General features: G+C 50.2%; 23 protein-coding genes and 5 pseudogenes. 18 read left to right on the top strand and 10 right to left on the bottom strand.

Features of this window, described 5'->3' with window-relative positions; genetic code table 11:
• Positions 1-27: 27 nt before the first annotated feature.
• Positions 28-171 (top strand): annotated as a pseudogene (locus O1Q74_RS16595) (IS630 transposase-related protein); the annotation flags it as partial.
• Here the strand turns inward: O1Q74_RS16595 and O1Q74_RS16590 are convergent.
• Positions 139-768, bottom strand: coding sequence for a hypothetical protein (locus tag O1Q74_RS16590; RefSeq protein WP_271874701.1), 630 nt, complete (start codon positions 766-768; stop codon positions 139-141). The pseudogene O1Q74_RS16595 and the gene O1Q74_RS16590 sit on opposite strands and share 33 nt — an antisense overlap.
• A gap of 11 nt (positions 769-779) precedes the next feature.
• On the opposite strand from O1Q74_RS16590, the pseudogene O1Q74_RS16585 reads away from it, so the two are divergent.
• Both O1Q74_RS16585 and O1Q74_RS16580 read left to right on the top strand, forming a co-directional pair.
• Positions 780-962, top strand: a pseudogene (locus O1Q74_RS16585) (transposase domain-containing protein); the annotation flags it as partial.
• Positions 963-1,111: 149 nt separating this feature from the next.
• On the top strand, positions 1,112-2,233 hold the full coding sequence (locus tag O1Q74_RS16580) for a glycerophosphodiester phosphodiesterase family protein (RefSeq protein WP_271874700.1): 1,122 nt from the start codon (positions 1,112-1,114) through the stop codon (positions 2,231-2,233).
• Positions 2,234-2,688: 455 nt separating this feature from the next.
• On the opposite strand, the pseudogene O1Q74_RS16575 reads toward O1Q74_RS16580, so the two are convergent.
• Positions 2,689-3,213: pseudogene (locus tag O1Q74_RS16575) on the bottom strand (DDE-type integrase/transposase/recombinase); the annotation flags it as partial.
• Positions 3,214-3,629: 416 nt separating this feature from the next.
• Here O1Q74_RS16575 and acnB point away from each other — a divergent pair.
• Together acnB and yacL are read left to right on the top strand one after the other, a co-directional pair.
• Positions 3,630-6,227, top strand: a complete 2,598-nt coding sequence (acnB, locus tag O1Q74_RS16570; RefSeq protein ID WP_271874699.1) for a bifunctional aconitate hydratase 2/2-methylisocitrate dehydratase — start codon at positions 3,630-3,632, stop codon at positions 6,225-6,227.
• Positions 6,228-6,451: 224 nt separating this feature from the next.
• Positions 6,452-6,811 carry a protein YacL gene (yacL, locus tag O1Q74_RS16565; RefSeq protein ID WP_271874698.1) on the top strand — a complete coding sequence of 120 codons (360 nt, stop codon included), beginning with the start codon at positions 6,452-6,454 and terminating at the stop codon, positions 6,809-6,811.
• Positions 6,812-6,909: 98 nt separating this feature from the next.
• Here yacL and fsa read toward each other — a convergent pair whose 3' ends face one another.
• From fsa to O1Q74_RS16545, 4 genes are read right to left on the bottom strand one after another with little or no spacing between them, the layout of a single operon-like run.
• The gene (gene fsa / locus O1Q74_RS16560) at positions 6,910-7,575 is read right to left on the bottom strand and encodes a fructose-6-phosphate aldolase (protein ID WP_271874697.1); all 666 of its coding nucleotides are present in this window, start codon (positions 7,573-7,575) and stop codon (positions 6,910-6,912) included.
• Positions 7,576-7,628: 53 nt separating this feature from the next.
• On the bottom strand, positions 7,629-8,888 hold the full coding sequence (locus O1Q74_RS16555) for a PTS ascorbate transporter subunit IIC (protein WP_271874696.1): 1,260 nt from the start codon (positions 8,886-8,888) through the stop codon (positions 7,629-7,631).
• 15 nt (positions 8,889-8,903) lie between these two features.
• A complete protein-coding gene (locus tag O1Q74_RS16550; protein ID WP_039470109.1) occupies positions 8,904-9,191 on the bottom strand; it encodes a PTS sugar transporter subunit IIB in 288 nt (95 codons plus the stop codon).
• 22 nt (positions 9,192-9,213) lie between these two features.
• Positions 9,214-9,657: a PTS sugar transporter subunit IIA gene (locus O1Q74_RS16545; protein WP_271874695.1), complete on the bottom strand. Its 444-nt coding sequence runs from the start codon at positions 9,655-9,657 to the stop codon at positions 9,214-9,216.
• A gap of 322 nt (positions 9,658-9,979) precedes the next feature.
• On the opposite strand from O1Q74_RS16545, the gene O1Q74_RS16540 reads away from it, so the two are divergent.
• From O1Q74_RS16540 to O1Q74_RS16500, 9 genes are all read left to right on the top strand, one after another.
• Complete coding sequence (locus tag O1Q74_RS16540) at positions 9,980-11,170, top strand: LacI family DNA-binding transcriptional regulator (protein ID WP_271874694.1); 1,191 nt, start codon at positions 9,980-9,982, stop codon at positions 11,168-11,170.
• A 458-nt stretch (positions 11,171-11,628) separates the two neighbouring features.
• Positions 11,629-12,459 (top strand): DeoR/GlpR family DNA-binding transcription regulator, encoded by an 831-nt coding sequence (locus O1Q74_RS16535; protein WP_271874693.1) that lies wholly within the window; start codon positions 11,629-11,631, stop codon positions 12,457-12,459.
• A 24-nt stretch (positions 12,460-12,483) separates the two neighbouring features.
• Positions 12,484-13,467 (top strand): substrate-binding domain-containing protein, encoded by a 984-nt coding sequence (locus O1Q74_RS16530; protein ID WP_271874692.1) that lies wholly within the window; start codon positions 12,484-12,486, stop codon positions 13,465-13,467.
• Between the two features lie 4 nt (positions 13,468-13,471).
• Positions 13,472-14,992 (top strand): sugar ABC transporter ATP-binding protein, encoded by a 1,521-nt coding sequence (locus tag O1Q74_RS16525; RefSeq protein ID WP_271874691.1) that lies wholly within the window; start codon positions 13,472-13,474, stop codon positions 14,990-14,992.
• The gene (locus O1Q74_RS16520) at positions 14,985-15,974 is read left to right on the top strand and encodes an ABC transporter permease (RefSeq protein ID WP_271874690.1); all 990 of its coding nucleotides are present in this window, start codon (positions 14,985-14,987) and stop codon (positions 15,972-15,974) included. Before O1Q74_RS16525 ends, O1Q74_RS16520 begins: the two co-directional genes overlap by 8 nt.
• A gap of 17 nt (positions 15,975-15,991) precedes the next feature.
• The gene (locus O1Q74_RS16515) at positions 15,992-17,038 is read left to right on the top strand and encodes an ABC transporter permease (RefSeq protein ID WP_271874689.1); all 1,047 of its coding nucleotides are present in this window, start codon (positions 15,992-15,994) and stop codon (positions 17,036-17,038) included.
• The gene (gene alsE, locus O1Q74_RS16510) at positions 17,038-17,730 is read left to right on the top strand and encodes a D-allulose 6-phosphate 3-epimerase (RefSeq protein WP_271874688.1); all 693 of its coding nucleotides are present in this window, start codon (positions 17,038-17,040) and stop codon (positions 17,728-17,730) included. The genes O1Q74_RS16515 and alsE overlap by 1 nt, the downstream gene beginning before the upstream one ends.
• Complete coding sequence (gene alsK / locus O1Q74_RS16505; protein WP_271874687.1) at positions 17,727-18,620, top strand: allose kinase; 894 nt, start codon at positions 17,727-17,729, stop codon at positions 18,618-18,620. The genes alsE and alsK overlap by 4 nt, the downstream gene beginning before the upstream one ends.
• On the top strand, positions 18,617-19,573 hold the full coding sequence (locus O1Q74_RS16500) for a ribokinase (protein ID WP_271874686.1): 957 nt from the start codon (positions 18,617-18,619) through the stop codon (positions 19,571-19,573). Before alsK ends, O1Q74_RS16500 begins: the two co-directional genes overlap by 4 nt.
• A 205-nt stretch (positions 19,574-19,778) precedes the next feature.
• Here the strand turns inward: O1Q74_RS16500 and O1Q74_RS16495 are convergent.
• A pseudogene (locus O1Q74_RS16495) lies at positions 19,779-20,116 on the bottom strand (pyruvate formate lyase family protein); the annotation flags it as partial.
• 184 nt (positions 20,117-20,300) lie between these two features.
• Between O1Q74_RS16495 and O1Q74_RS16490 the strand changes: the two are divergent.
• Together O1Q74_RS16490 and O1Q74_RS16485 are read left to right on the top strand one after the other, a co-directional pair.
• Positions 20,301-21,341, top strand: a complete 1,041-nt coding sequence (locus tag O1Q74_RS16490) for an IS630 family transposase (RefSeq protein ID WP_271874685.1) — start codon at positions 20,301-20,303, stop codon at positions 21,339-21,341.
• Between the two features lie 167 nt (positions 21,342-21,508).
• Positions 21,509-21,703, top strand: a complete 195-nt coding sequence (locus O1Q74_RS16485; protein ID WP_271874684.1) for a toxin-antitoxin system HicB family antitoxin — start codon at positions 21,509-21,511, stop codon at positions 21,701-21,703.
• Positions 21,704-21,743: 40 nt separating this feature from the next.
• Here the strand turns inward: O1Q74_RS16485 and O1Q74_RS16480 are convergent, their stop codons facing one another.
• Entirely contained in the window at positions 21,744-22,325 is a 582-nt protein-coding gene (locus O1Q74_RS16480; protein ID WP_271874683.1) for a hypothetical protein, read from the bottom strand.
• 753 nt (positions 22,326-23,078) lie between these two features.
• On the opposite strand from O1Q74_RS16480, the gene O1Q74_RS16475 reads away from it, so the two are divergent.
• The gene (locus tag O1Q74_RS16475) at positions 23,079-23,471 is read left to right on the top strand and encodes a YybH family protein (RefSeq protein WP_271874682.1); all 393 of its coding nucleotides are present in this window, start codon (positions 23,079-23,081) and stop codon (positions 23,469-23,471) included.
• 91 nt (positions 23,472-23,562) lie between these two features.
• Here O1Q74_RS16475 and O1Q74_RS16470 read toward each other — a convergent pair.
• Positions 23,563-24,137 (bottom strand): annotated as a pseudogene (locus tag O1Q74_RS16470) (DUF1176 domain-containing protein).
• 376 nt (positions 24,138-24,513) lie between these two features.
• Here O1Q74_RS16470 and lpxP point away from each other — a divergent pair.
• Positions 24,514-25,437 carry a kdo(2)-lipid IV(A) palmitoleoyltransferase gene (lpxP, locus tag O1Q74_RS16465; protein WP_271874681.1) on the top strand — a complete coding sequence of 308 codons (924 nt, stop codon included), beginning with the start codon at positions 24,514-24,516 and terminating at the stop codon, positions 25,435-25,437.
• A gap of 256 nt (positions 25,438-25,693) precedes the next feature.
• Here lpxP and O1Q74_RS16460 read toward each other — a convergent pair whose 3' ends face one another.
• Positions 25,694-26,098: a hypothetical protein gene (locus O1Q74_RS16460; RefSeq protein ID WP_271874680.1), complete on the bottom strand. Its 405-nt coding sequence runs from the start codon at positions 26,096-26,098 to the stop codon at positions 25,694-25,696.
• Positions 26,099-26,146 lie beyond the last annotated feature (48 nt).

Genomic DNA, 26,146 nt, shown 5'->3' with positions numbered 1-26,146 from the left:
ACCCAACAGAGTAAGGTGCAGTTTTTTATGGCAAAACCTAAGTATTCCCTCGAACTCAGACTCGCAGTCGTAAACCACGTTCTCTCGGGCAGCGACGGAACCCATCGCACTGCCGAAATTTTTGCCGTCGAAAGAACCTCAGTTCGACGCTGGGTCAGCGCTGCCGCTTTCCAACATATCTCTGATCTGTTGAATGCGATGGTAGCCGCGCAGGGTAACGCCGCTGCTTTTCTCCTGCGCCACGCTAGCCGTTAATGAGGTAAACGCCTCGATAATCAGGCTCATGCACTGCGTTTCCAGATAAAGACGCTGGAGCGGCGTTTGGCAAGGTTCAGCGTCCAGCGTTTGTGAGGCGATGGCTTGCGCCTGTCGGGACGGTGTCCATAGATGTGTCACAAGGTGAGTCTGCGTGAAATTATGGATGGCCGGCCAGTCACCTACGTTATCCATCATATTGCCGTACAGCCATTCTCTGTCGAACGTAATCGTTCGCTCATATCCATCACGCTTGCCGATGTGGGTAAACATCGTCGGTTCCGTCAGCGCAATCAGAGAGGTCGGTTGGCTCTCTCCCAGATGCAGTTCCTGATGACCAAGTGAGATATGCGCATTGCCGCTCACCACAATGGCGAGCTTGATTGCGTCGTCCAGCAGGTTTTGCGTTTTCATGTTGTGGCGATTAATCGCATCAGCGGTATGCAGGATCAGATGCGGATTGAGCTGCACGACACTGAATGACCCAAAGAGCACCGGTGTGTTGTCGATCAACCGTGGACCGATTCGTCGGCAGCGATCACGGTGGTGAGCGTGGTGCACTGCTGTACGGTCTGATCGGTACGTGCAGGCTGAATGGCATCGATCCGGAAGCTTACCTTCGCCATATCCTGAGCGTACTGCCGGAGTGGCCTTCCAATAAAGTGGCTGAACTTCTGCCCTGGAATGTTGATCTCATCAATAAATAGCCGTCAATACGGTGCTCACTTTACGCTGACACATTTACGTCATAAAACAATCAGAATATTTCAACATTATTGCCGCCTTTTCGAAACAGTCTGTCTTTAATACTGAGAGCTAATTTACAGTCAGATATCATTCGTAGGGGGGGAAATTAATGCTTAAATATATTAGAACGTTGCTGCTAATAATCACCACGGCTTTCGTCGTCACCCATGCTTATGCTGATAATTATGATCCTTCTAAAGTCATCGGGCAGATGCGGGTGGTAAATAAAAAACTGAAGTTTGTCATTGCACACAGGGGACTTTATGGTCGTGGTGTGGCCGAAAACTCTATTGCATCCATAAAAGCAGCAGCAGATAAAGGAATTGAAGCTGTAGAGCTGGATGTCAAACCATCCAGAAATAACACATTATGGCTTTTTCATGATCTTACCGTCGGGAGAGCAACTAATTATGGGTATCCTTCAGCATTCGATCCCTTTTCACCTAATGTCGGTAAAAACTCAGAGCTAAACCCTCCTGTAAACACTCTCACCGACAGTCAGTTGAATGCGCTCAAAGTCAAAGATATCATAGGCTTTATCCTTCCTACCTATGCACTTCGTCTGGAAGATGTTTTTGCTGTCGCGGAACAGGACTTCCCTAACATGGTTTTTATACTGGACATAAAAAATGCTAATGACGTAGGGCAGGCCGCTTTCCAGTCACAAAAGGCAAACATGGCCGACAGGGTGATTTTGAAATTCTCAGTCAGTGCAATCCTACCAGACCAGGTCACCCGATATACAAATGGCCAACCATTTGTGCCAACGGTTTATACCGGGGATCTTAACGCTATCGTGAACGAATACCGTAAAGAGCACCCCAGACGAGGAGCGCCCGTCAATGCAAAACTAATTGTGCAGGACTATCTCGACAAATATACCCAACAAAAAGGGTTTGTTTACTTTGAACTTGGGATGAAAACCTGGCCGGATGGCCCCCTTGGTAGCTATGCGTATCATTTACATAATCTTGGGGTTCCCATCGGGAATTTTTCTCCCGTCCCTGAAGCACGAAATGGGTATTTCCGGAGTAACGGTACATGTTGTGCCAGTCTGAATGATTACCTAACACCCTCCCCCTATTTTGGTAATGAAACTGTAGATAACCGGACAAGCTTAAGAAGTATGGTTGATTTTTTTGATAACGTGTTAACAGATGCTGCATCTGATGCGGTATCTTATGCTGATTCCAGCGGGTATCGTTCTGATAAATACAAAATATTACGCTAGGAATAATGCTCGGTATAGATCGCAATACTCTATTGCAAAAGTTCAATTTTTATAAAAGGCAGGCAACGGTGCACACAAAAGTACGTACCCGTCGCTGGATGTATCCGGTGTGTCAACGTCAGGGTTTATGGTCGTTTGGGTTTGGGAGTACGGATTTTTTCCTGGGCTAATTTATTGTGTTATCCCAAATTGTCTTCGGTACATACCCGTTCTGACCGAACCTAACGACAGTTTGATACGACGTTCGTTATACTACTGGATGTAAACATTCACATGCTGCATAAAGTTTTCCAGCGACATGTCATGACCACTCATGACCACTCATGACTGTATGACTATGACTATGACGTAAAACGTTCTTTTGAGCGTCAAACCCCATAACCATCCATATACGTTATTTACGATCAGGTTTTTGAACCGCACCGAGTTTTCTGGAGAGAGTAAAGTTAGGAAGCTCAGGCTGCCAGATTGTTACTGTTTCTGGAAGCGTAATAGGCTTTTTCGGCTTCTACTGGGGGTATGTGACCGATTCGTTCGAGCAACCTGCGATTGTTATACCAGTCCACCCAGGCCAGTGTCGCCAGCTCCGCGTCCTGCAACCTTTGCGTGTAGGCCAGCGAGACGTACTGCGAACCTTTATCACTGTGATGGATGGTTCAGGCAGGACGACGAGCCCACAGCGCCTGCTCCAGCGCATCCAGTATGAACCTCGTCTCCATCGACGATGAGACTCGCCAGCCAACGCTCACGCCAGCGAACACATCGATGATGAACGCCACATAGGCGAAGCCCTGTCAGGTGCTGACGTAGGTAAAATCTGCGCACCAAAGCTGATTGGGACGTTCGGCTACGAACTGACGGTTTACCCGATCCGCTGCTGTCGTTGTTTTGCGGCTGTTCATGGTCCTGACGACTTTGCCGCAGAGCACACCCCGAAGCCCTATCATTTTCATCAGACGCTCCACTGTACATCGTGCAACACATCCTGACGGCGTGTTCACGTAACTCTGGTGGATAACGGTTTGCTGATTTTGATTTCATTTAGGATCTCCTTTCACTGAGAGTTTAGTCTCCAGGATTCCCGGGGCGATTCATAGTTAGTGTACGAGCATAGTTAGTGTACGAGCATAGTTAGTGTGCGTCGTCAGGGACATGCTATTCTGCTGGTGTCGGTATTTTTCAGTGATAGTGAAATTGGGCACATCGCGCAGTTGAATAAAAATTAATGTTGCTATTATGTGAACGAATTAACAATCAATTCAAATCCTGATATGCTGACGAGGCTGGACCGGACACTCTATTACCTTACATCCACACGCTGACACCCAGGCATGGACACCACAATTGGGAACAAGAGCGCCGGCATAATGAAGACAATGAGAGCGAGGAGAACGTCGTGCTAGAAGAATATCGTAAGCACGTAGCCGAGCGGGCTGCGCAGGGGATTGTTCCTAAACCGTTAGATGCCACGCAGATGGCCGCGCTGGTTGAGTCACTCAAGAATCCCCCGGCAGGCGAAGAAGAAGCATTGCTTGATCTGCTGATTAATCGCGTCCCTCCCGGCGTTGATGAAGCCGCCTATGTAAAGGCCGGTTTTTTGGCTGCCGTCGCCAAAGGCGAAGCCACTTCCCCATTGGTGACTCAGGAAAAAGCGGTTGAACTGCTGGGCACCATGCAGGGGGGTTATAACATCCATCCGCTGATTGATGCGTTAGACAATGACAAGCTGGCACCAATTGCCGCCGAAGCGCTGTCCCACACGCTGCTGATGTTTGATAACTTCTACGATGTGGAAGAAAAGGCGAAAGCGGGCAATGCGCACGCCAAGAAAGTGATTCAATCCTGGGCTGATGCCGAGTGGTTCCTGTCCCGCCCGAAACTGGCGGAAAAAATTACCGTTACCGTTTTTAAAGTCACCGGTGAAACCAATACGGATGACCTGTCTCCGGCACCTGATGCCTGGTCACGCCCTGATATCCCCCTGCACGCGCTGGCGATGCTGAAAAACGCCCGTGAAGGTATCGATCCCGATCAGCCTGGCACCGTTGGCCCGATCAAACAGATCGAAGAACTGAACAAGAAAGGCTTCCCGCTGGCTTACGTCGGCGACGTTGTCGGTACCGGTTCGTCGCGTAAATCGGCAACCAACTCCGTGCTGTGGTTCATGGGCGAAGATATTCCTTATGTCCCGAACAAACGCGGCGGCGGTGTGGTGCTGGGCGGTAAGATCGCCCCGATCTTCTTCAACACCATGGAAGATGCCGGTGCGCTGCCGATCGAAGTGGATGTGAACGATCTGAATATGGGCGATGTGATTGACATTTACCCGTATGAAGGCGAAGTACGCCGCCATGACACCAATGAAGTTCTGGCGACGTTCGCGCTCAAGACCGATGTACTGCTGGATGAAGTGCGTGCCGGTGGCCGTATTCCACTGATTATCGGCCGCGGGCTGACCTCCAAAGCGCGTGAGTCACTGGGCTTGCCGCACAGCGACGTGTTCCGTATTTCCAAAGCAGTGGAAGCCAGCAAAAAAGGCTTCTCGCTGGCGCAGAAAATGGTAGGTCGTGCCTGTGGCGTCGCGGGTATTCGTCCTGACGAATACTGCGAACCGAAGATGACCTCTGTCGGTTCACAGGATACCACCGGCCCAATGACCCGTGATGAGCTGAAAGACCTGGCCTGTCTGGGCTTCTCTGCCGATCTGGTGATGCAGTCATTCTGTCACACTGCCGCCTATCCAAAGCCGGTTGACGTGACCACGCACCACACGCTGCCTGATTTCATCATGAACCGTGGCGGCGTATCGCTGCGTCCGGGCGATGGGGTTATCCACTCGTGGCTGAATCGTATGCTGCTGCCGGATACCGTGGGTACGGGCGGTGACTCCCATACGCGTTTCCCTATCGGTATCTCTTTCCCGGCGGGCTCTGGTCTGGTGGCGTTTGCTGCCGCGACAGGCGTGATGCCGCTGGATATGCCGGAATCCGTTCTGGTGCGCTTCAAAGGCAAAATGCAGCCGGGTATTACCCTGCGCGACTTGGTTCACGCCATCCCGCTGTATGCCATCAAGCAAGGCTTGCTGACCGTTGAGAAGAAAGGTAAGAAGAACATCTTCTCTGGCCGTATTCTGGAGATTGAAGGTCTGCCGGATCTGAAAGTCGAGCAGGCGTTTGAACTGACCGATGCCTCGGCGGAACGCTCTGCGGCTGGCTGTACGATCAAGCTGGATAAAGCGCCGATCATCGAGTATCTGAACTCCAACATCGTACTGCTGAAGTGGATGATCTCCGAAGGCTACGGCGATCGCCGTACGCTGGAGCGCCGTATTCAGGGCATGGAAAAATGGTTGGCCGATCCGCAACTGCTGGAAGCCGATGCCGATGCTGAGTACGCGGCGGTGATCGACATCGATCTGGCCGACATCAAAGAGCCGATCCTGTGTGCGCCGAACGATCCAGACGATGCTCGCTGGCTGTCTGACGTGCAGGGCGAGAAGATTGATGAAGTCTTTATCGGTTCCTGTATGACCAACATCGGGCACTTCCGTGCGGCAGGTAAACTGCTGGATAGCCACAAAGGCCAGTTGCCGACCCGACTGTGGGTTGCGCCGCCGACCAAGATGGATGCGGCACAACTGACCGAAGAAGGTTACTACAGCGTGTTTGGTAAGAGCGGGGCACGTATCGAGATCCCAGGCTGCTCGCTGTGCATGGGTAACCAGGCCCGCGTGGCAGATGGTGCGACGGTGGTTTCGACCTCGACACGTAACTTCCCCAACCGTTTGGGAACGGGTGCCAACGTGTATCTGGCGTCTGCTGAGCTGGCGGCGGTGGCGTCTCTGCTGGGTCGCCTGCCGACGTCAGAAGAGTACCAGACCTACATGTCTCAGGTGGATAAAACCGCGCAGGACACCTATCGCTATCTGAATTTTGACCAGTTAGGCCAATATACCGAGAAAGCCGATGGCGTGATCTTCCAGACGACTGTCTAACTCGCTATAGTTCGCATCTCTACCGAAGGAGGCCTACACAGGCCTCCTTTTTTCTACCTGTTTTCATACTTCACGTTGTCTGTGCGCTGGCCGTTGGCTGCGGGCATTGTGCATCTGCAATATCAATTGTGCATGTGCAACATCAAAGGTGAAGGTGCGTCACGACGGCAGGGCGCATAGGCGACTAAACTAAACAGAAGAAACATCACAATGAGGATGGCATCATGGACTATGAATTTTTGCGCGATGTGACGGGCCAGGTCATCGTTCGTATGTCGATGGGACATGAAGCGATCGGGCACTGGTTCAATGAAGAAGTAAAAGGCCAACTGACGATATTGGCTGACGTTGAAGAGGCGGCGCGTTCTGTTGCTGGCAGCGAACGGCAGTGGCGGCGCGTGGGACATGAATACACGCTGTCGCTGGATGAAGAAGAAGTGATGGTGCAGGCGAATCAGCTATCTTTCACCACGGATGAGTTGGAAGAAGGCATGAGTTATTACGACGAGGAAAGCCTGTCTTTATGCGGCCTGGATGATTTTCTGACGCTGGTGGAAAAATACCGCGAGTTCGTCCTGCATTGATGCTTTTGGCAAAACGACCGCATTAGTCATGCAATCGTTTTGAGAACACGGTTATGTTGGACACACCACCCGACGGGCGAGTGGTGTTTTTCCATCAGTTAGCCAAGATCGGCATGGCCGAAACGTGCCTGCCAGTCATGATCAAATCGGTTAAGCGCATCCTCAACCGCCGGATCTTGCAGGAACAGCTCGGCAACCGCAGGGTCAACCGTAATGGCTCGACACCCAGCCAGCAGGCAGTCCAATACCTGACGCGGCGTGCGAAAGCTGGCTGCCAGCACCTGAGTTTTCGGGCAGTGCAGGTTAATCAGGGTTTGAAGCTCTTTCACGAGCGTAATCCCGTCTCCCCCCTGTGCGTCAATGCGGTTGACGTAAGGCGCGATGTAGCGAGCCCCCGCCAATGCAGCATAGAATCCTTGTCCCGCGCCGTAGATGGCGGTGCCGAGGGTGGGAACCTCCAGCGTCGTCAATTGCTTAATGGCACGTAAACCTGCGTGTGTGACCGGGACTTTGACGACCAAAGAGGGAATGACCTCCCTGAGTTTCAACGCTTCTTCTACCATCACCTTCGAATCGCGAGACATCACCTGAGCAAACAGCTGGCCTTCCGTGCCGATAATGGCCTGCATGTCCCGTAGCACGGTATAAATATCGGATTTTCCGCGTGCAACAATACTTGGGTTGGTGGTCACGCCTTTAATCGGTAACACGCCAGCAAGCCGTTCTACTGCGGCCACATCAGCCGTATCTAAATAGAATTCCATCATTTCCCCCGTTAACGAAAACTCGTGTTGCGGATGAGATTCATCATGCGGACTTAGCGCACGATAATGCCCAGTAGAATACCCACCGCGCCGAAATCGGAATCACTGAACGTGGTGTTTGCCAGTCCGATACTGCCCAACACCGGCAGCAGGAAGACAGGCAGGAAGGTAATCAGCAGTCCATTGGCGAAAGAGCCTAAAATCGCACCGCGACGCCCGCCAGTGGCATTACCGAAAACGCCAGCAGCTGCGCCGACGAAGAAGTGCGGCACCACGCCAGGAATGATCACTGTCATACCTAACAGATAGAGCAGCACCATACCGACCACCCCGGCTGCAAAGCTGCTCAGGAAGCCGACCAGCACGGCATTTGGCGCATAGGGGAAGACCACGGGACAATCTAATGCCGGTTTAGCATTGGGGACCAGTTTGTCAGAAATGCCTTTAAACGCAGGCACGATTTCCGCAATCACCATCCGCACGCCTTGCAGCACGATGTACACGCCGGCGGCAAAGGTAATGGATTGAATCAGCGAAAACATGAACCAGTTTTTCCCACCGGCGTTCATCGTTTTCACCGCTTCCGGGCCAGCAAACAGACAGGTAAACATGAAGATGAAGAACATGGTAAAGGCGATGGCGACCGGCGTATCACGCAGGAACAGCAGGCTTTTCGGTACTTCCATGTCTTCCGTTGATTTCTCTTTATTACCAAATTTGCTGCCGATAAACGCTGACAGCAACTGTGATATCGCAGAGAAGTGACCAAAGGCGACGTCATCCGATCCTGTGACTTTCTTCATATACGGGTGAATAATGGCAGGGAACAGTACCATTGATACCCCAACCACCAGCGAGCCAACGGTAATCAGCAGTATCCCCTTCATGCCCGCTGTCGCCAGAATTACGGCAACCATCATCGACATAAACAGCGTATGGTGGCCGGTCAGGAAAATGTATTTCCACGGCGTAAAGCGGGCGATCGCGATATTAATGACCATCGCGAAGAACATGATCATCGCCATCTCGGTGCCGAAGTTCTTCTGTGCGACGGCGACAATGGCTTCATTGTTAGGCACCACACCGGCGATACCAAACGCGTGGTGGAAAATTTCGGCGAAGTCCCCCAACGATGAAACGATCAGGCTGGCACCGGCACCGAGAATCAAGAAACCCATCACGGTTTTCACGGTGCCTTTGATGCACTCCGTGGCCGGCTTTTTTTGTGCAATCAGGCCGATAAGCGCAATCAAACCGACCAGGATAGACGGTTCAGACAGCACATCACTCATTAAAAAACGGAAAAATTCCATTTTTGATCCCCCAGCTTATAAGGCACCAAGTTCTGTCAGGGCGACCGACAGACGCTCTTTCATCGCCACTTTATCGATCATGTTACTCAGGGAGACAATTTTTCCCCCCACCGCCTGTGCGACGAGCTGATCGGCAATATCTTTGGTACCGACAAAAATATCGCTGTCCGTGCCTTTCGCTGAACCTAAATCCACGTGATCCACATCAGCAACCACGCCAAGCTCTTTAACGATGTTTTTAATGCTCATTTCCATCATCAGGCTGGTACCCAGGCCGTTACCGCATACGACTGTAATTTTCATAATCTGTGTCCTCTGGTGGCAATTAATAACGAGAAATAACGGAAAACACCTGTTCTACGTCCGTCGCGTGGAGTAACGCGGCGACGTCATCAGGCGTGTCGAACAACTGAGCGAGCTGTGAAATAATATCGATGTGGCTATTGCTGTCCGTGGCGGCCAAAACAATGAGTAAATGCACGGGATCGTTATCTTCGGAATGGAAAATCACGCCGTCACGAATCAGCGTCAGGCTGACGGCAAGTTGGTTCACGCCGTCTTCCGGTCGCGCATGCGGCATGGCAATCCCAGGGCCGACGACATAGTAAGGGCCGATGGCCTCATGAGAGCGGTATATCGCCTCAACATAGGTGGGTTCAATCGAACCGTTATCCAGTAAAGGCTGACAGGACAAGGCGATAGCGTGACGCCAGTCATCACAGGCAGGTAAAATCTGAACAACGTCTGGTGTTAGTAAAGTGTTAAGCATTGGAGTCACCTCTGTATCATTCTGAACGCAGGATAGTGTGGCGATGGCGTAAATAATGTGACTAATCTCTAAAAAGATATCGCTAACTGATATGCCTATCATTAACTGTGACCGACTTAGCACAAGCGGGGGCATTATTTGTTCCCCCATGTCACCATAGGCACACTATGAACGGCGATGACAGGGTGTGAATGACGCAGTAAGGAAATCGGGGTTGTTCGCTCGTTGCCTACCCCTTCACGCCAGCCTGAAGGCAATAGAGGTCACTGGCTGTTATCGCGATCGTGCGATGAGAAAAATGACGAATGGAGAGGAAGTGAGCATGCGTAAGCGTCGTAGTACCGGTAAGGTTACGCTACAGGATGTCGCCGACTACGCGGGCGTCGGGACGATGACGGTATCGCGCGTGATGCGCAAACCCGATCTGGTCTCTGAGAAGTTACGCAGCAAAGTGGAACTGGCCGCCAGAACATTGGGCTATGAACCCAATCAAGAAGCCAGCCAGCTTACCGAGAGTACGAGTCGCATCACGCTACAGGACATTGCGAACCATGCTGGTGTCGGTGCGATGACGGTGTCCCGCGCATTGAGGGAGCCAGGGCTGGTCTCCGATGCCACACAGAAGAAAATCAATGAGGCGATAAAAACGCTGGGCTACGTACCGAACCAGGCCGCAGGCGCGCTGGCCTCAGCCTATCAACCCACTATCGCGGTGCTTTATCCTTTTCAGCAAGACCGCGCCAGCGTGCGTTTTGTGCAGGCATTACAGCAGGCGGTTGGCAAACATCATGTGTCGTTAATCATGGGTTGCCATGAATATCGCCAGCACACTGAAGCGGGCATGGTGGAAAAACTCTTGCAGCAGCGGCCAGCGGCGCTGGTGTTATTCAGTGCGCAACTCTCGCAACGTACTCAGGACATCATACAGGCCAGCAACGTCATTACGGTGAATGTGTCCGGTGCTGCCGCGTTGAATACCAATATCACTATTGATATCGCCCTTGCCGAAGCGGCGGAACAACTGACAATGTCGCTGCTGGAAAAGGGATATCGTCACGTGGCTTATATCGGTGCGCATACGGATAACCGTTTGCAAAAGCAGCAGTTGAACGGCTGGAATAAAGCCATGCTGGCACACTATCACAATGCGGATTTGAAAATTACGATCCCGGAAGCCCCCAGCCTACAGTTTGGCCGCTATGCGATGACGGAACTGCTGCAAAACCAGCCGGAGCTGGATGCAATTATCTGTAGCCACGAAGAAATTGCGTTGGGCGCGCTCTTTGAATGCCAGCGCCGGCTGATGAAAGTGCCCTACGATCTGGCGATTGCCTGTCTGGATGGCTCTGAACAATGTGAGCATACGTTCCCGGCGTTGACGGCGATGCGGCTCGATTATGAAAAGCTAGGGGCGGAGGTCGGGCATCTGGTGCTCGCCATGATGGACAATGACGAACACCCACCCGTAGTGGAAAAGGTAAAATTCATCTTTGAGCCTCGAGCTAGCAGTTAAGTAGGGGGAAAATGCCACAGAGAAAACCTGAGTATGTCTGACGCAAGTTTGTCAGACGACGCCGTTGTTCCCACCTGGATCGGATTGATGCAACAGCGATTCAGAGCGCTTTTTTCCAGCATTTTCGCTATTTACTGCGAAAAGATGAGGCAAAAGATGTTTTTTTGTTAATGAACGTCAACTGGATGAAACGGTCAAATACACAAATTCGGTCATATTCAGTCATTGCAATGTGTTGTCGCCGTTTTTCTCCTTGTTTGAATGGAGGTAAAAAAATGGCGTATAGCGGCCTTAAATGAGAGTTTTGTCACAATAAATAATGAACATCATTGTTTATTTTCATTATTTTTCAATGTTCTTCACGTAATGCAATCTATCCTTTTTCCCCTTTTGTACTATCGCGTAGTGCACATTTTTCGAACTCTCTATCCATTACTTTATTAACACCGGAGGTCATCATGTTACCGATTGAACGCCAGCGCCGGATAATGGAAATATTAGCGTTGAATAGTCGCGTGTTGGTTACAGAATTAGTGAGTTTATTACAGGTTTCTCAGGAAACCATTCGCCGAGATTTATCAAAGTTGGAGGCGAAAGGCGTATTGCAGCGGAGTCATGGCGGAGCAGTATTAGCACAGAAACACCAGGGAAATATAATAAATAATATAACTAAAAATAGTGAATATGAATTAACCTTCCGCCAGCGTATGAATGAACATGTTTCGCAAAAAATGCAAATAGCCAAACGTGCACTGGATTTTATTAGCGTGGGGGATTGTCTGTTACTCGACAGCAGTACCACATGTTGGTTCCTTGCTCGGCAATTACCCGACATAGAGTTAACGGTAATAACGAATTCACTACGGACGGTTCAAACATTGGCAGCGAAAGGAAATATCCGCACGATCTGTCTGGGGGGAGAATATTCCGACCGCCATGAGGATTTTAACGGCTTGGTGACGGAGCAACCGTTAAAAGAATTTTTGATTAATAAGATTTTCTTCTCCTGTAGCAGTCTGGGTAATGACGGTTATTTACGTGAGGGAAATGAAAATAAAGCACACCTAAAACAGCAAATGTTATTGGCTTCCGAAAGAAAATATTTGCTGATGGATGCGAGTAAATTTCTACGCCCTTCTTTTGCACGTATTTGTCATTATCGGGATGTGGATTTTCTTATTACCGAAAAATTGGACGACAAAGATCTAACACAGGAACTGGCCTGGAACGGCGTCAATATTATTGATTGCTCGCAACGTGCTCAGACCATGCAGTTAATTAATAATTAATAGGATCATCACACTGGAGAGATTATGAAAAGAACATTCCTCGCCTGTACCCTCCTTGCCTTGTTGAGTTCAGCTCACGCCGATGCCGCCGAGAAATTGCGCATGGGCGTTGTCGTCAAAATTGGTGGTATTCCCTGGTTTAATGCGATGGAGGCGGGCATCAAAAGCGAAGCGGCCAAGCGTGGTATTGATGCCTGGCAGGTCGGCCCCACTGCTGCTGACCCCGCTCTACAGGTGCGCGCTATTGAAGACTTAATCGCCCAGAAAGTGGATATCATTGGCGTGGTGCCGAATGACCCGAAAGTGCTGGAACCCGTGCTCAAACGTGCGCAAGAGGCTGGCATTAAAGTGCTGGTACATGAATCTCCTGGCCAGAAATATGCAGACTGGGATTTTGAGTTGGTTGATGCGCCAACGCACGGCATCAACCATATGAAAGCGCTGGCTGCATGTATGAAAGAGGAAGGCAAATACGCCATGTATGTGGGGAGCCTGACGGTGCCTCTGCATCAGGAATGGACAGATGCGGCCCTAGCCTATCAGAAGGCACATTATCCGAAAATGCAACTCGTGACGGATAAATTTGGAGTCGGTGAATCGCTGGATGAATCTATCCGCACCAGTAACGAACTGATGTCTAAATACCCCGATCTTAAAGGCATCATGGCTTTTGGTTCACAGGGGCCGATCGGTGCGGGGCGCGCGGTGATGAACCGTAATAAAACCGATCAAATTTGTGTGATTGGTGCGTTTAGCCCAGGGCAGGGTGCAACGCTGGTAAATCGCGGGGCCATCAAAGGGGGTTATATCTGGAACCCGAAAACGGCTGGAGAGGTGTTTGTTCGGCTGGCCGATATGATGCAAAAAAATCAGCCGATTACGGACGGGATGACGATTGAGGGGCTGGGCAAGGTCAATGTGGATACGCAGGCACGCACCATTCTTGGCAATAACACGGAGAGCCTCGATAAATCTAATTTGCCAAAACTAATCGAGATGGGGCTGTAAGCCGATGACGCTGACCGAACCACAGACGTTGATTGCTCTCGGCTCTGTCTCCAAGACGTTTGGCGGTAGCCGTGCGCTGAATGACGTTGATCTGTCACTGGCTGTCGGGGAGGTCCACTGCCTTGCTGGCACCAACGGCTGTGGCAAAAGTACGTTGATAAAGGTGATTGCCGGCGTGTACACGCCGGATGCGGGTAGCCAGATCTCGCTATTTGATGGTGAAACCGCGACAGAATCTCGTTTTCCTCGTCTGACGCCTAAGCAGGCACGCGAATTTGGTATTCAGGTGATCTATCAGGATCTGTCGTTATTTCCCAATCTGAGCGTGGCGGAAAACATTGCATTTGAACATAACCTGAAAGGGTTGCTGGGCTGGTATCGGGCAGGGACGCTGCGGGAAACGGCACGGCGGGTCATCAGCGAACTGAACTTCGAGCTAAATCTGGATGAAAAAGTCTCTGCTTTGTCCATCGCCCAGCGCCAGCAGGTTGCCATCTGCCGTGCGCTGGTGGCGGATGCCCGGCTGGTGATCATGGATGAACCGACGGCATCGTTAACGCGAACCGAAGTGAATCAACTGTTGCGTACCGTGCGCTACCTGAAAGAGAAGCGTATCTGTGTGGTGTTTGTCAGCCACCGTCTGGATGAGGTGCTGGAGATTTCCGATCGCGTCACGGTGATCCGTGATGGACGGAAGATTGGCACCTGGTCGGCCAGTGATATGGATGGTCATCGTCTGACCGAATTGATGACGGGAATGACGCTGGATTACCAGCGTAAAATGCCGACGTTGAATCCAGAACGCACATTATTAGAGGTGGCAGGCCTGACTCGTTCAGGCCAGTACCACGATATCAATTTTACCCTACACGAAGGGGAAGTTCTGGGGCTGTGTGGGCTATTAGGATCGGGGCGTACGGAGCTGGCGCTCTCTTTGTTTGGTATGACGCGTCCAGACAGTGGGAAAATCTGGTTAGACAGCAAGCCCGTCACCTTCCGCAGCCATGAAGACGCGATTAAAGCAGGGATTGGATACGTGTCTGAAGATCGTCTGACGCTGGGGTTGGTACAGCAGCAGTCAGTTGCTGACAACATGGTGCTGACGATTCTCGATCGGCTTCGCAGCCGCTTTCACCTGATTGATGAGTACCGTAAAAATAAATTGATCGTGAAGTGGATTGAGCGGTTGGGGGTACGGATGGCCGATCCCCAGCAGGCAATTTCCACGTTGTCTGGGGGCAATCAGCAGAAAATCGTACTGGCGAAGTGGGTGCTGACCCAGCCAAAAATTCTCATTCTGGATTCGCCCACGGTTGGCGTTGATGTGGGTGCCAAAGCCAGTATCTACGCGTTAATCCACCAACTGGCACAGGAGGGGATTGCCATCATCCTGATCTCCGACGAAGTGCCAGAAGTCTATTACAACTGTGACCGGATTTTGCACTTTCGCAACGGGGCCATCCATGCCGAATACCAGCCCGAACAGGTTGAACAACAGCAGCTTGCGGAGGTGATCAATGCCTGATTTCTCTTTTTTCAAACCCAAGAGTAGCCAGGGATGGCTGGCCTGGGTACTGCTGGTTGCGATCGTATTTTTCTCATTAACCAGCGATCAATTTTTATCGATGCAAAACCTGCTCGATCTGGCGGAGAGCTACGCGGTGACCGGTATCTTCGCGCTGGGTCTGTTCGTTGTGCTGGTAACGGGGGGGATCGATATCTCGTTTGCCGCCGTGGCATCCGTTGTGCAGTACCTGATCGCCACACTTTTTATCCAGTTTCAATTTGATAATGCCGCGCTCAGCATTGTGCTGGCGATTGCCTGCGGCATGTTGTGCGGCATGGTCAACGCGGTGCTGATCTATTCGCTGAGAATTGTCTCGATCATCATCACGATCAGCATGCAGTCGCTGCTGTTTGGCCTGCTGATGTGGTTGACCGATGGCCGCAGCCTTTACACCTTGCCCGAATGGTGGGTCACGCTGCGGCAAGTCTTGCCGTTTTCGCTGAATGGCCTGACGTTTCAGGTGGGGCTGCCGCTGGTCACCCTGCTGGTGATTACGGGGTTGACCTGGCTCCTGCTGAATAAAACGCATCTGGGGCGTCAGCTCTATGCGGTCGGCGGCGATCAGGAATCCGCACGTCGAATCGGGATTCGGGTTGGACTGATCCACCTCTTCGCCTATGGCTATCTGGGGGCGATGGCTGCCATTGGCGGGCTGGTACAGACCTATCGCATGGGCGAAGTGGTGCCCAATGCGCTGGTCGGCGGCGAACTGGACGTACTGGCCGCTACCGTACTCGGCGGAGCCAGCCTGATGGGTGGCAAAGGGACGGTGTTGGGAACGCTGATGGGGGTCTTTCTCATCGCTATTTTGAAAAACGGCCTGAATCTGATCGGGGTGTCTAGCTATTTCATGAATATCGTTATTGGCGTGGTGATCATGTTGGCTATTGCCGTCACACATTACAAAAAGCGCAAAGAAACTGACGTCAGCTTTGTGTGACCGACCGGAGGATCCTGATGAAACGATATATCTTCAAACCAAACGGTGCCGACGCAGGGTTATTGCTCCTCATCGCACTGTGTTGTGCGCTGTTCAGCGTCATGCTACCAGGCCGCTTTTTTACGACGTCGACGTTCATGAGCATGGCGTTCCAACTGCCTGAACTGGGCTTGCTGACGTTGGGAATGTTTATCGCCATTCTTAGCGGCGGGTTGAACCTGTGCATTATTGCGACAGCCAATCTGACCAGCCTGTTTATTGCCTGGGTTCTGCTGCATTTCCTCCCTGAAGGTGCAGGAACTGCTATGCAGTTGCTGTGGCTGGGAGTGGGTCTGTTGGGGGCATCGGCTATTGCCATCGTGATTGGCGCATTGACCGGATTTATGGTCACGAAGGTGGGCGCACACCCCATTCTGGTGACGCTGGCGAGCATGATGACCGTGAACGGGATTGGCATCTGGCTGACCAAAGGGGCAGCTGTCAGCGGAATGCCTGATGTGTTGCGCACGTTGGGTTCCGGTACATGGATCGGAATTCCGCTACCGCTCTGGTTGTTTGTGGCTGCTGCGGGAGCTCTGGCGCTCTTCCTCGGTAAGACCCGGGCAGGAAAGTGCATTTATATGGGCGGTAGCAACATTAACGCGACTTGGTTCAGCGGCATCAATACGCATCGCATGTTGATGCTGGTTTATGTCATCTCCAGCCTGATGTGTGTCCTGGCGGGGCTAGTGATGATGGCGCGCTTTAACTCGGCGCGGATGGGGTACGGTGACTCCTACCTGCTGTTGACGGTACTGGCGATCATCCTTGGCGGCACCGACCCGAATGGCGGGTTCGGGCGGGTGACGGGGGTGGTGTTGTCACTCATCGCGCTTCAGATTCTCTCTACGGGCTTCAACCTGATGAATATTAGCCAGCATTTCAGCCTGGCCATGTGGGGTGCCGTGCTGATTGTCGTCCTGGCACTGAAATTCTTTAAAGCTCGCTACGTCGATTATCGTGCGGTGCGCCTGAGTGCTTTACGCGCCCGTGCCGACCATTTAACTGAAAAAAAGGAAGTCTGATGCAGACCAAAATCTCTCCCTCGCTGATGTGCATGAACCTGATTGAGATTAAACAACAGTTGGCCGTCCTGAACTCGCGTGCTGATTTTTTGCATGTAGACATCATGGATGGGCACTACGTGAAAAATATCACGCTGTCGCCGTTCTTTATTGAGCAAATTCGCCCACATACGTCACTCGTGATAGACGTACACCTGATGGTGGAAGCGCCTACCGATTTTATCGATGCGATTGCGAAAGCCGGTGCGGACTATATTTGCCCCCACGCCGAGACGATCAACCGGGATGCGTTTCGGGTAATCAATCAGATACGTTCACTCGGCAAAAAGGTGGGCGTGGTACTGAACCCCGCGACGCCGGTCGAATTTATCCAACACTATATTCATCTACTGGACAAAATTACGGTGATGACGGTCGATCCAGGCTATGCGGGTCAGCCGTTCATCCCGGAAATGCTCCAAAAGATCAAAAAACTAAATGCGTTAAAACAGCAACATGGCTATTCCTACCTGATCGAAATTGATGGCTCTTGTAATCAGAAAACCTACGGTACGCTGCTAGCGGCAGGGGCTGAAGTTCTGATTGTTGGAACATCGGGACTCTTTAACCTGCATGACGATCTGGCGACATCATGGGAGATGATGACGGGGCACATCGCACAGGCACAGCGCCTGATACAGGAGTCTGCATGACAGAACGGTGGCTGGGAATCGATATTGGCGGTACCAGCACACGGTTAATGCTGATGGATGCGCAGCACCAGTGGTCGGGATTTCGCAAAGTAGCGACGGCGAGCTGGGCACAGCAAGGTGATGCGTTGGCAGCATTGACTGATGTGATTGCGCAGACGCTGGAACAGCAGGCGGTAAATGGCGTGATGCTCGGGTTGCCGGGTATTCTGAGCCGCGATCGTCAATCCGTGCTGTCGTTGCCATTTATTCCAGCGCTGAATGACCAGCCAGTTGCGCAAAAAATCGGTGAACGTCTGGGCATACCCGTGGCGATGGATAAAGACGTTAATCATTTGATGTTGTGGGACTTAATGCAGTTAAAAATGCTGCCGGACACGGCGGTTGGTATTTACCTCGGCACCGGGATTGGTAATAGCCTGTGGCTCAATGGTCGTTTTTATCATGGCGAACACGGGGGGGCGGGTGAACTGGGGCATATTCCCTGGCAGGATAATCAACGGCCTTGCCCTTGCGGCAATCTTGGCTGCGTGGAAACGCTGACATCGGGGCACTGGTTACAACATTGGGCAACGCAGCAGGACGGCGCAACCATGCCATCCCTGTTTACGTATTTTGGCTCACACCCGGATTTACTGGCATTTGTTGATCGGTTGGCGAAGGTGGTTGCAACGGAGATGAATATTTTCGACCCCGACTACCTGATTCTCGGCGGTGGCGTTTTATCGATGGTTGATTTTCCGCATGCTGCCCTGCGCGATGGGATCTGGCGGCATCTGCGTCCCCCGATGACGCGTGGGAAACTCAATATGGTGTTCAGTGAGGCCACGGACTATACCGGCTGTCGTGGTGCCTGTCTGGCGGCAGAGCGTCAATTCGGGGGGAAAATATGAAAGGTAAAGTTTGTGTGTTTGGCTCGTTCAATTTGGACATTGTGGCGGGAATGTCCCGCTTTCCGCAGCCGGGAGAATCGCTGATTGCACACCGCAGCATGATGGGGCCGGGGGGAAAGGGGGCTAATCAGGCGACCGCCGCGTTGCGTGCCGGTGCGCGGGTACACTATATCGGTAAAATTGGTAATGATGATTTTGGTCTGTTTGCCAGACGCCATCTCGAAAAGACGGGCTTTGATGCGATTACCTTGTTTACCTGCAAAGAAAAACCGACAGGGAATGCGTTGATCTATGTGGCAGGCGACGATGCAGAAAATATGATTTCCGTCTACCCAGGTGCGAATCTGACAGTGACGGCAGCGGAGATCGCACGCTGCCAACCGACGGTCGCAGCGGCAGATATTTTGTTGATTCAACTGGAAAATAATCTTAGTGCAATTCAGCGTATCGTGGATAGTGCACAGGAGGCGAACACGTTCGTCATTATGAACCCCGCGCCCTGGCAAAAAGTGAGCAATGCCTTACTGCGTAAGATCGATCTCCTGACGCCAAATAGCACTGAAGCGACGTTGTTGACCGGCATTCCGGTAATGGATATCGACAGCGCACGGCAGGCGGCTGCGGTGTTACACGACAAGGGGGTACGCCAACTGGTCATTACGCTTGGTGTGCAGGGTGCATTCTTATCAACGGGGGATGTTCAGGCACATATCCCGGCGTTTCCAGCCCAGCCCAGGGACACCACGGGGGCTGGCGATGCATTTAACGGCGCACTGGCGGCGAGGCTGGCGGCCGGTGATTCTCTGGAGCGGGCGGTGCTATTTTCTTCCTCCTATGCCTCACTTTGCGTGGAACGTGAAGGTGCTGCGCATGCGATGCCACGTTATGAAGAAGCGCTTGAACGAATGCAACAGCACGCGGAACGGCGGTATGAGGCGGGAATCACCGAATAGAGCGGTAGAAGCGGCCTGTAGGGCTGTTTCACTGGGAAGGGAACATTCATTTTTGTCCCGTACTAACGGTTAACCCGAGGGAAAATACCACAGAGCAAACCTGCGTATTTCTGATGCAGGCTTGCTAAATATGATGCGATTAGCTACCCGCATCAACGTGTTTACCGTCGAAGAAGTAGTCTTTGACGGATTCCGGTTTGTTTTTACTTTGCAGCGCTTCCTGCAACGTCTTGGGGGGATGAGCTGGCACGTTCTCGTTTACTTCTGCAATGGCCAGAAGTTCGGCACGCCTTGAGGCATCCTCTTCCTGTTCTGCCAGTTCGTGTTCGTGTGCCGCAATGCGGCGCGCATAGGCCATGACGCCGTCGCAGGTTTCAATCGCGCCTTATAAAAATAGATACGATCGATATCTTCCGGTTCTTCCATATCAAGCTGAGCCAGATTTGCTTGTGCGTCGGCTTTGATGCCCTTCATGCCTTTGGTAAACAGCAACACATCGTCGCCGGGGCAGGTGTCGCCGCCGCCGTTGACCTGGTGGTAGGAATAGAAATACTGGGGCGTGCTTCTAAATAGCGGGCACGAAGGCGTTGCATGCGTGGCGTAAGGGGAACTTCCTCCGTAACGCTAAATAGCTTCGCCAAATAGTAGATCACTTGAAGGGAACTCAGTCCGAGTTGTGCGATCTGATCAATCGCCAAACATCACAAATCACCAACCGGACTGAGCGATGCCGATCATAGCAGCAATCCCTGATGAAGAACGACGACTAATGCGTAAAGAAGCCCAACAAACACGCGATAAAAACCATTCCAGACGACTCATCGCCATACTGATGCTCCATCGGGGAATGACCGTCACCGACGTCGCCAGACTGCTCTGTGCCGCTCGTTCATCCGTTGGAAGATGGATAAATTGGTTTACTTTACATGGTATTGAAGGACTAAAGAGCCTCAAGTCCGGACGAACACCACCCTGGCCGGTCGCGGATATCCTGCCTACTTTGCCGCTTCTGGTTCAGCGTTCTCCTCAGGATTTTGGCTGGCTGCGTTCCCGCTGGAGCACGGAGTTGTTATCACTTGTCGTTAATCGGCTTTTTAATGTAGCGCTCCATCCTTCCACGTTGTACCGCTATCTGAGGCGAGCGGGTATTGTCTGGCGCAGAGCCGCGCCAACACTGAAAATCAAAGACCCGCATTATGAGGAAAAGCGACTCGCCATCGAACAGGCCGTCTCCCGGAAACAGACGATTCATCCGGTATTTTATCAGGATGAAGTGGATATCGACCTGAACCCAAAAATCGGTGCAGACTGGATGCTCAAAGGGCAACAGAAACGTATTACTACGCCGGGACATAATCAAAAGTATTATCTGGCAGGAGCACTGCATTCGGATACGGGACGGGTCCATTACGTTGGCGGCAGTAAAAAGTGTTCTGATTTATTTATCAATCTGTTAGAGACGTTACGACGGACATATCGGCGAGCGAAAACCATTACGCTGGTCGTTGATAACTACATCATTCATAAAAGCCGCAAGGTGGAACGGTGGCTGGAAAAAAATACGAAGTTCCGGTTGTTGTTCCTGCCCACGTATTCGCCGTGGCTCAATCCAATCGAGTTGCTCTGGTTGTCGTTACACGAAACCATAACGCGTAACCATCGGTGCCGATATATGCGGCAGTTACTGGAACAGGTAAAGCTATTTATGAATGCCGCTTCACCATTCCCCGGCAATCAGCATGGTCTGGCTAAAGTGGAGCGGTATTAGGCGAAGCTATTTAGACTTGCTGATAGCCATATCGTTAACTCCATAACAGCGTGGTGAGCCCCTGTCTGGTATTACACTACCTTTCGGGGGCGAAACGGGTGATGAGTATGAGACTTTGTGATAGTGTACGTACCTATGAAACTCAGCATAGTTAAAAAGGTACGTACATGTCAACGATAAAACGCGATACGAAAAAATCTTCATCATTGGGGAAATCACCAACCTTCCAGATACGGATCTCCCCTGAGCTACGCGAACAGCTTGATGAGATAGTTACAAAAGAAGGTGTCAGTCTCGGCAACTGGTTCAAAGAGCTTGCCCGTCAGGAATTGAGAAAGCAGGGGATTGAGCCGAAGGGGTGATGTGTTGGCGAAGTATAGCCTTGTCAGGCTATACACTTGATCATGATAATTTTTCAATGATAAGTAGTCCTAACTGCCTTGTATTCCTATCATTTCCATTTGAATTCACAGGCGACACACCGATTTCCTGAGCTATTACTCTCAAAACAGGCATTACGGTATCAACAATTTCACCAGCATTATATACAGTGATGGTTCCTGTATCTAATTGGTTTATTTTGAAATTTTTATAAATAGCGCTTCTTTTTACATCTATCCCATTTTTATTTTCTTTGATTGTAAAAACGGCACGAATGATGCCTTTTTCCTTCCAGTTCCGAAGATAACCAGACCAAAGATTACTGCGAAGTGATGATGTCTGATTAATGGTTCTTGCATTCCACTCTCCTTCCTCTTTAGTCCCATCGGCCTTATATAGTTCCACTTTTGCATGTTTTATTCTTATAAGCTCTTGTTTAAAAAGCTCTTCACTCTCTGGCTTGAATGTGAGTTCTGGTCGCTGGCTGAGTTCTACTTCTTGTGTATCTAATAGACGGTTTATGACATTTTCTGGTGTATCAAACCCAGTTGCATATTTAGCCAGACGATCAAAGGTTTCTTGGCTAATTTCTATCGTTCTCATATCAACACCTTAGTTTGTTTTTATCATATTTGATTTGTTTATGATGATGTTGTTTGTTTTTTGAGTCAATGGTTATGTTGTTATTTTTAATTACCTATTGAAAATAAAGATAAAATTTAATAATTATCTTCACAAATCCGGGATGTGCTTAAGGTTATTTTTAGATATTTTCGAGATTAGGGGATTGAGCCGAAGGGATAGGGTTATCTTCTCTGGTAGTTACGTTTCATCCAGATAAACCGAAGTGGTTAGTAGTGGTAAGGTGCTACCAGACAACGTTTATACCTATTAATGAATGCTATTTTCTACGTTTTTACTCTTCACACCAAAATCAAGATTTCGCTGTTGGTAAAATTCAAGCGAGAGTGAATGTGTATAGAAATGCGTATAGCTACAAAGGTTAAAGATGGATGATTTATCTTAATATCAATGCGTTATGTGATTTATTCGATTCCCTTCACTCGCTCCAATATCTCTTCTTTCAACGTCTATCCAAGTCCAATAAATCCAGTCACCACAAGGCTTAGCGCTACTTCTCAGTCGTTCAGGAAAAACCCTCGTCTATCGAAAGTTATACATCAGAGTGTATAGAGTTTGCGTATAAAGCCATCTCCCGAAAAAAGCAGAGCATTCATAAGCAGAATTTTCTCGCAATCTGAATACAAGAGATTATTATGAATAACATCTCTATTATCATAGGGTTGTGTGTCATTCCTTATTGGGTTTTTACGCCATTTCACTGAGGCCATGCTTATGAAACCCCATCCGATACGCGAGATTATTGAGGCCTGTGATAAAGCAATTTCTGAGCGAAATTTTGATGCTCTGATGTGTTATTACGCTGAGGATGCCGCACTTGTTATCAAGCCAGGCATGGTTGCGAGAGGCAAAGAGGATATAAAAAAAGCGTTTGTCGCCATTGCCGATTATTTTAAAAATCAACTTATTGTTGAACAAGGCAATATGCAGGTCATTGAAGGTGGTGGAGACGCTTTCGTTATCATGGAAACCGTTCTTCATTACCCAGATGACAAAGGGAATATTGTCACAACAACGCGACGAGCGACTTATGTGTTCAGGAAAAATGTCGATGGAAACTGGCTTTGCACCATTGATAATTCCTATGGAACAACGCTGCTGGACTGATTCTGTTTAGTTAAGGCAGGTGCGTTTTTATTCTTCCTCGACAGCTTTTCCCATGATTGAATTTGAGGTCAGCGAGTGACCTCAATTCCTGTCATTTACCCGGTTTCACCACGGTTGTTGTCCAGCTAGGTAAATCCCAGGTGCCACCGAGTTGGATCATGCGGCATGAATCAGTAGTCGATACACTGCTTTGCTGGAATGTTTTGCCATCCCATGTCCAGATGTCATAGCTCATGCAGTCTGCAAGTCCACGTCCCTTATGCACAGAGGTAATTTCACCGTTTTCGTAATCTGTGCCATCTGTCGTCACGAGCTGAGTCTGTATGGCGTTATCGATAACCCAGTAGGCATAGCCTTCGTTATACGCCGCACGCCAGCAAAGGGTGCTGAGCAGGGACAGGTTGTCATTCAGGGGGGTAAGCTCAATGGGTTCCGTTGACCATCTTGCGGTTGTAATCTATCGCAATCATCATTGAGCGTTTCTCCCGCGTACTGTTTTTCTGACGAGTAACCGGCGGCCCGGCACGTCAGCGTGTTATCACAGACTACTTCCCAGTCTTTGTGAGAGAAAGAGCTATCGGCAAGCGTTGTAGCCAACGCCAAAGCAGGGATCCCCGCGATAAGCGCCGTGAGCATAGTGAGGTGGGAAGGGAGAGAAAAATTCATTTTTCATCAGCTTATTGATTATATTGTTACTTGTCATCGTCCTGTTCTTCACGTCAGGACGTTAAGCGCTTTTTTGACATATACCAAGATGTTAGCGTTAGACTACGTGATATTGCGAATATTTCTTGTCTGACCACTCCTTTATTAAGAGCGAATCGGGTATGATGCCGTTGCCGTCAACTGCTCATAGATTGCTCAACATCCCCTCTGTGTTATCAGCATGTTTATTCTGCTTTTTAACCTCATGCGTGATAACGGTCAGAAGCAGTTTTTCACACAGCTAAAACGATTCCTATAAATAAGTGTCATGATAGATGTAGCGCGATAAGAACGACTCTTTATGCGGTACGCTGTTAATCACTTAAAGACGAGTATCATGAAGATTAAGCAAACCTTTACCAGGGCAGTACTCCACCCGCGCTATTGGACGACTTGGTTCGGCCTTGGCGTGCTGTTTTTATTAGTTCAACTTCCTTACCCGCTGCTGATGAAAATCGGGAGCAGTGCAGGTCGCCTGTCCCGCGTCTTTCTCAAACGTCGGGTGTCGATTGCCAGACGCAACCTTGAATTGTGCTTCCCTACGATCTCTGACGACGAAAGAGAAGCGATGATTGACAGCAACTTTGCTTCGCTCGGCATGGCATTGGTCGAAACCGGCATGGCCTGGTTCTGGTCCGATCGTCGCGTGCGTCACTGGTTTGATGTTTCGGGACTGGAACACTTACACCACGCTACGGCAAAAGGTCAGGGCGTGATGGTGATTGGTATTCACTTCATGTCGCTGGAGTTGGGCGGCAGGGCGATGGGGCTATGTCGACCGATGATGGCGATGTACCGTCCGCACAATAATAAAGCGATGGAGATGGTACAAACCTGGGGACGTTCTCGTTCGAACAAGGCGATGATCGACCGTAAAGATCTGCGTGGCATGGTGCAAGCGTTGAAACGCGGTGAAGCGGTATGGTTCGCTCCCGATCAGGACTACGGCCCTAAAGGCAGTGTTTTTGCCCCGTTCTTTGCGGTGAAAAATGCGGCGACGACCAGCGGAACGTACACGCTCAGCCGTCTGGCAAAACCGGCGATGATGACGACAGTGCTGATTCGTAAACCCGATGCCTCTGGCTATCAACTGGTGATTCAGCCCGAATTACAGGATTACCCTTATCACGATGAACAGGCTGCGGCGTGTTATATGAATAAGGTGATTGAGAAAGAAATCATGCGTGCGCCTGAGCAGTATCTCTGGCTGCACCGTCGCTTTAAAACGCGACCAGCGGGGGAAATGTCGCTCTACGCCTGATGGCATAAACACGTATGATATCGGATGGCGCTGTTGCGCCATCACGGTCGGTATGGTGAGCAGAGTTAGTGACGCATCGTGTAAAACAAAAATGGCCACCGGATGGCAGCCATTTTAGGGTGGTTAACGTACTGAGTACGATTAACGGAAGATAGCGTGGGGGTTAACACCGCGATAGGTTTTGCCCAACGCTTTTAATATTTGATTGATTTTGCGGACAACGCGCATCTTTTTTATCCCCACGATTCTTAAATAATTATTGGTTGAAAGTACCAAAGTTGATGTTGATGTTTTCAAACATAGCGATGATTTTGTTCAGCAGTTTCATGGTCATTTCCTCATTGTTAGTTGATTTGTTTTCTGTGATGCTGTTCACGTTTTTAAGAATACTCGTACTGATACGAACGGTCAACTTTTTTGTGATGAAAATCACAAAAAAATGAACGATCAGTTTGTGAGGAATAAACCGCTGTTTTGATTTTCTTCTAAACACCTTTTCTGCTTTTTCTTCATACTGATGCGTTTTCAGCGAGTTGCCTGCTTGAACGCGGTCTGTACTGGCCGAGCGCTGCCTTGTCGGACAGATTAAGTGAGATAGGTAAATTGTCTCGATTAGCAGTTGAAATAAGCGCAGGTGAAGCGGGATAATCACGCGTTTCACATTGCCAGACCCTGTTTTATCCAGCTTGTTTTAATACAGTCTGTTTTG

Source organism: Pectobacterium sp. A5351, from assembly GCF_028335745.1.
Taxonomy (GTDB): domain Bacteria; phylum Pseudomonadota; class Gammaproteobacteria; order Enterobacterales; family Enterobacteriaceae; genus Pectobacterium.
This window is presented reverse-complemented; position numbering and strand designations above follow the sequence as displayed.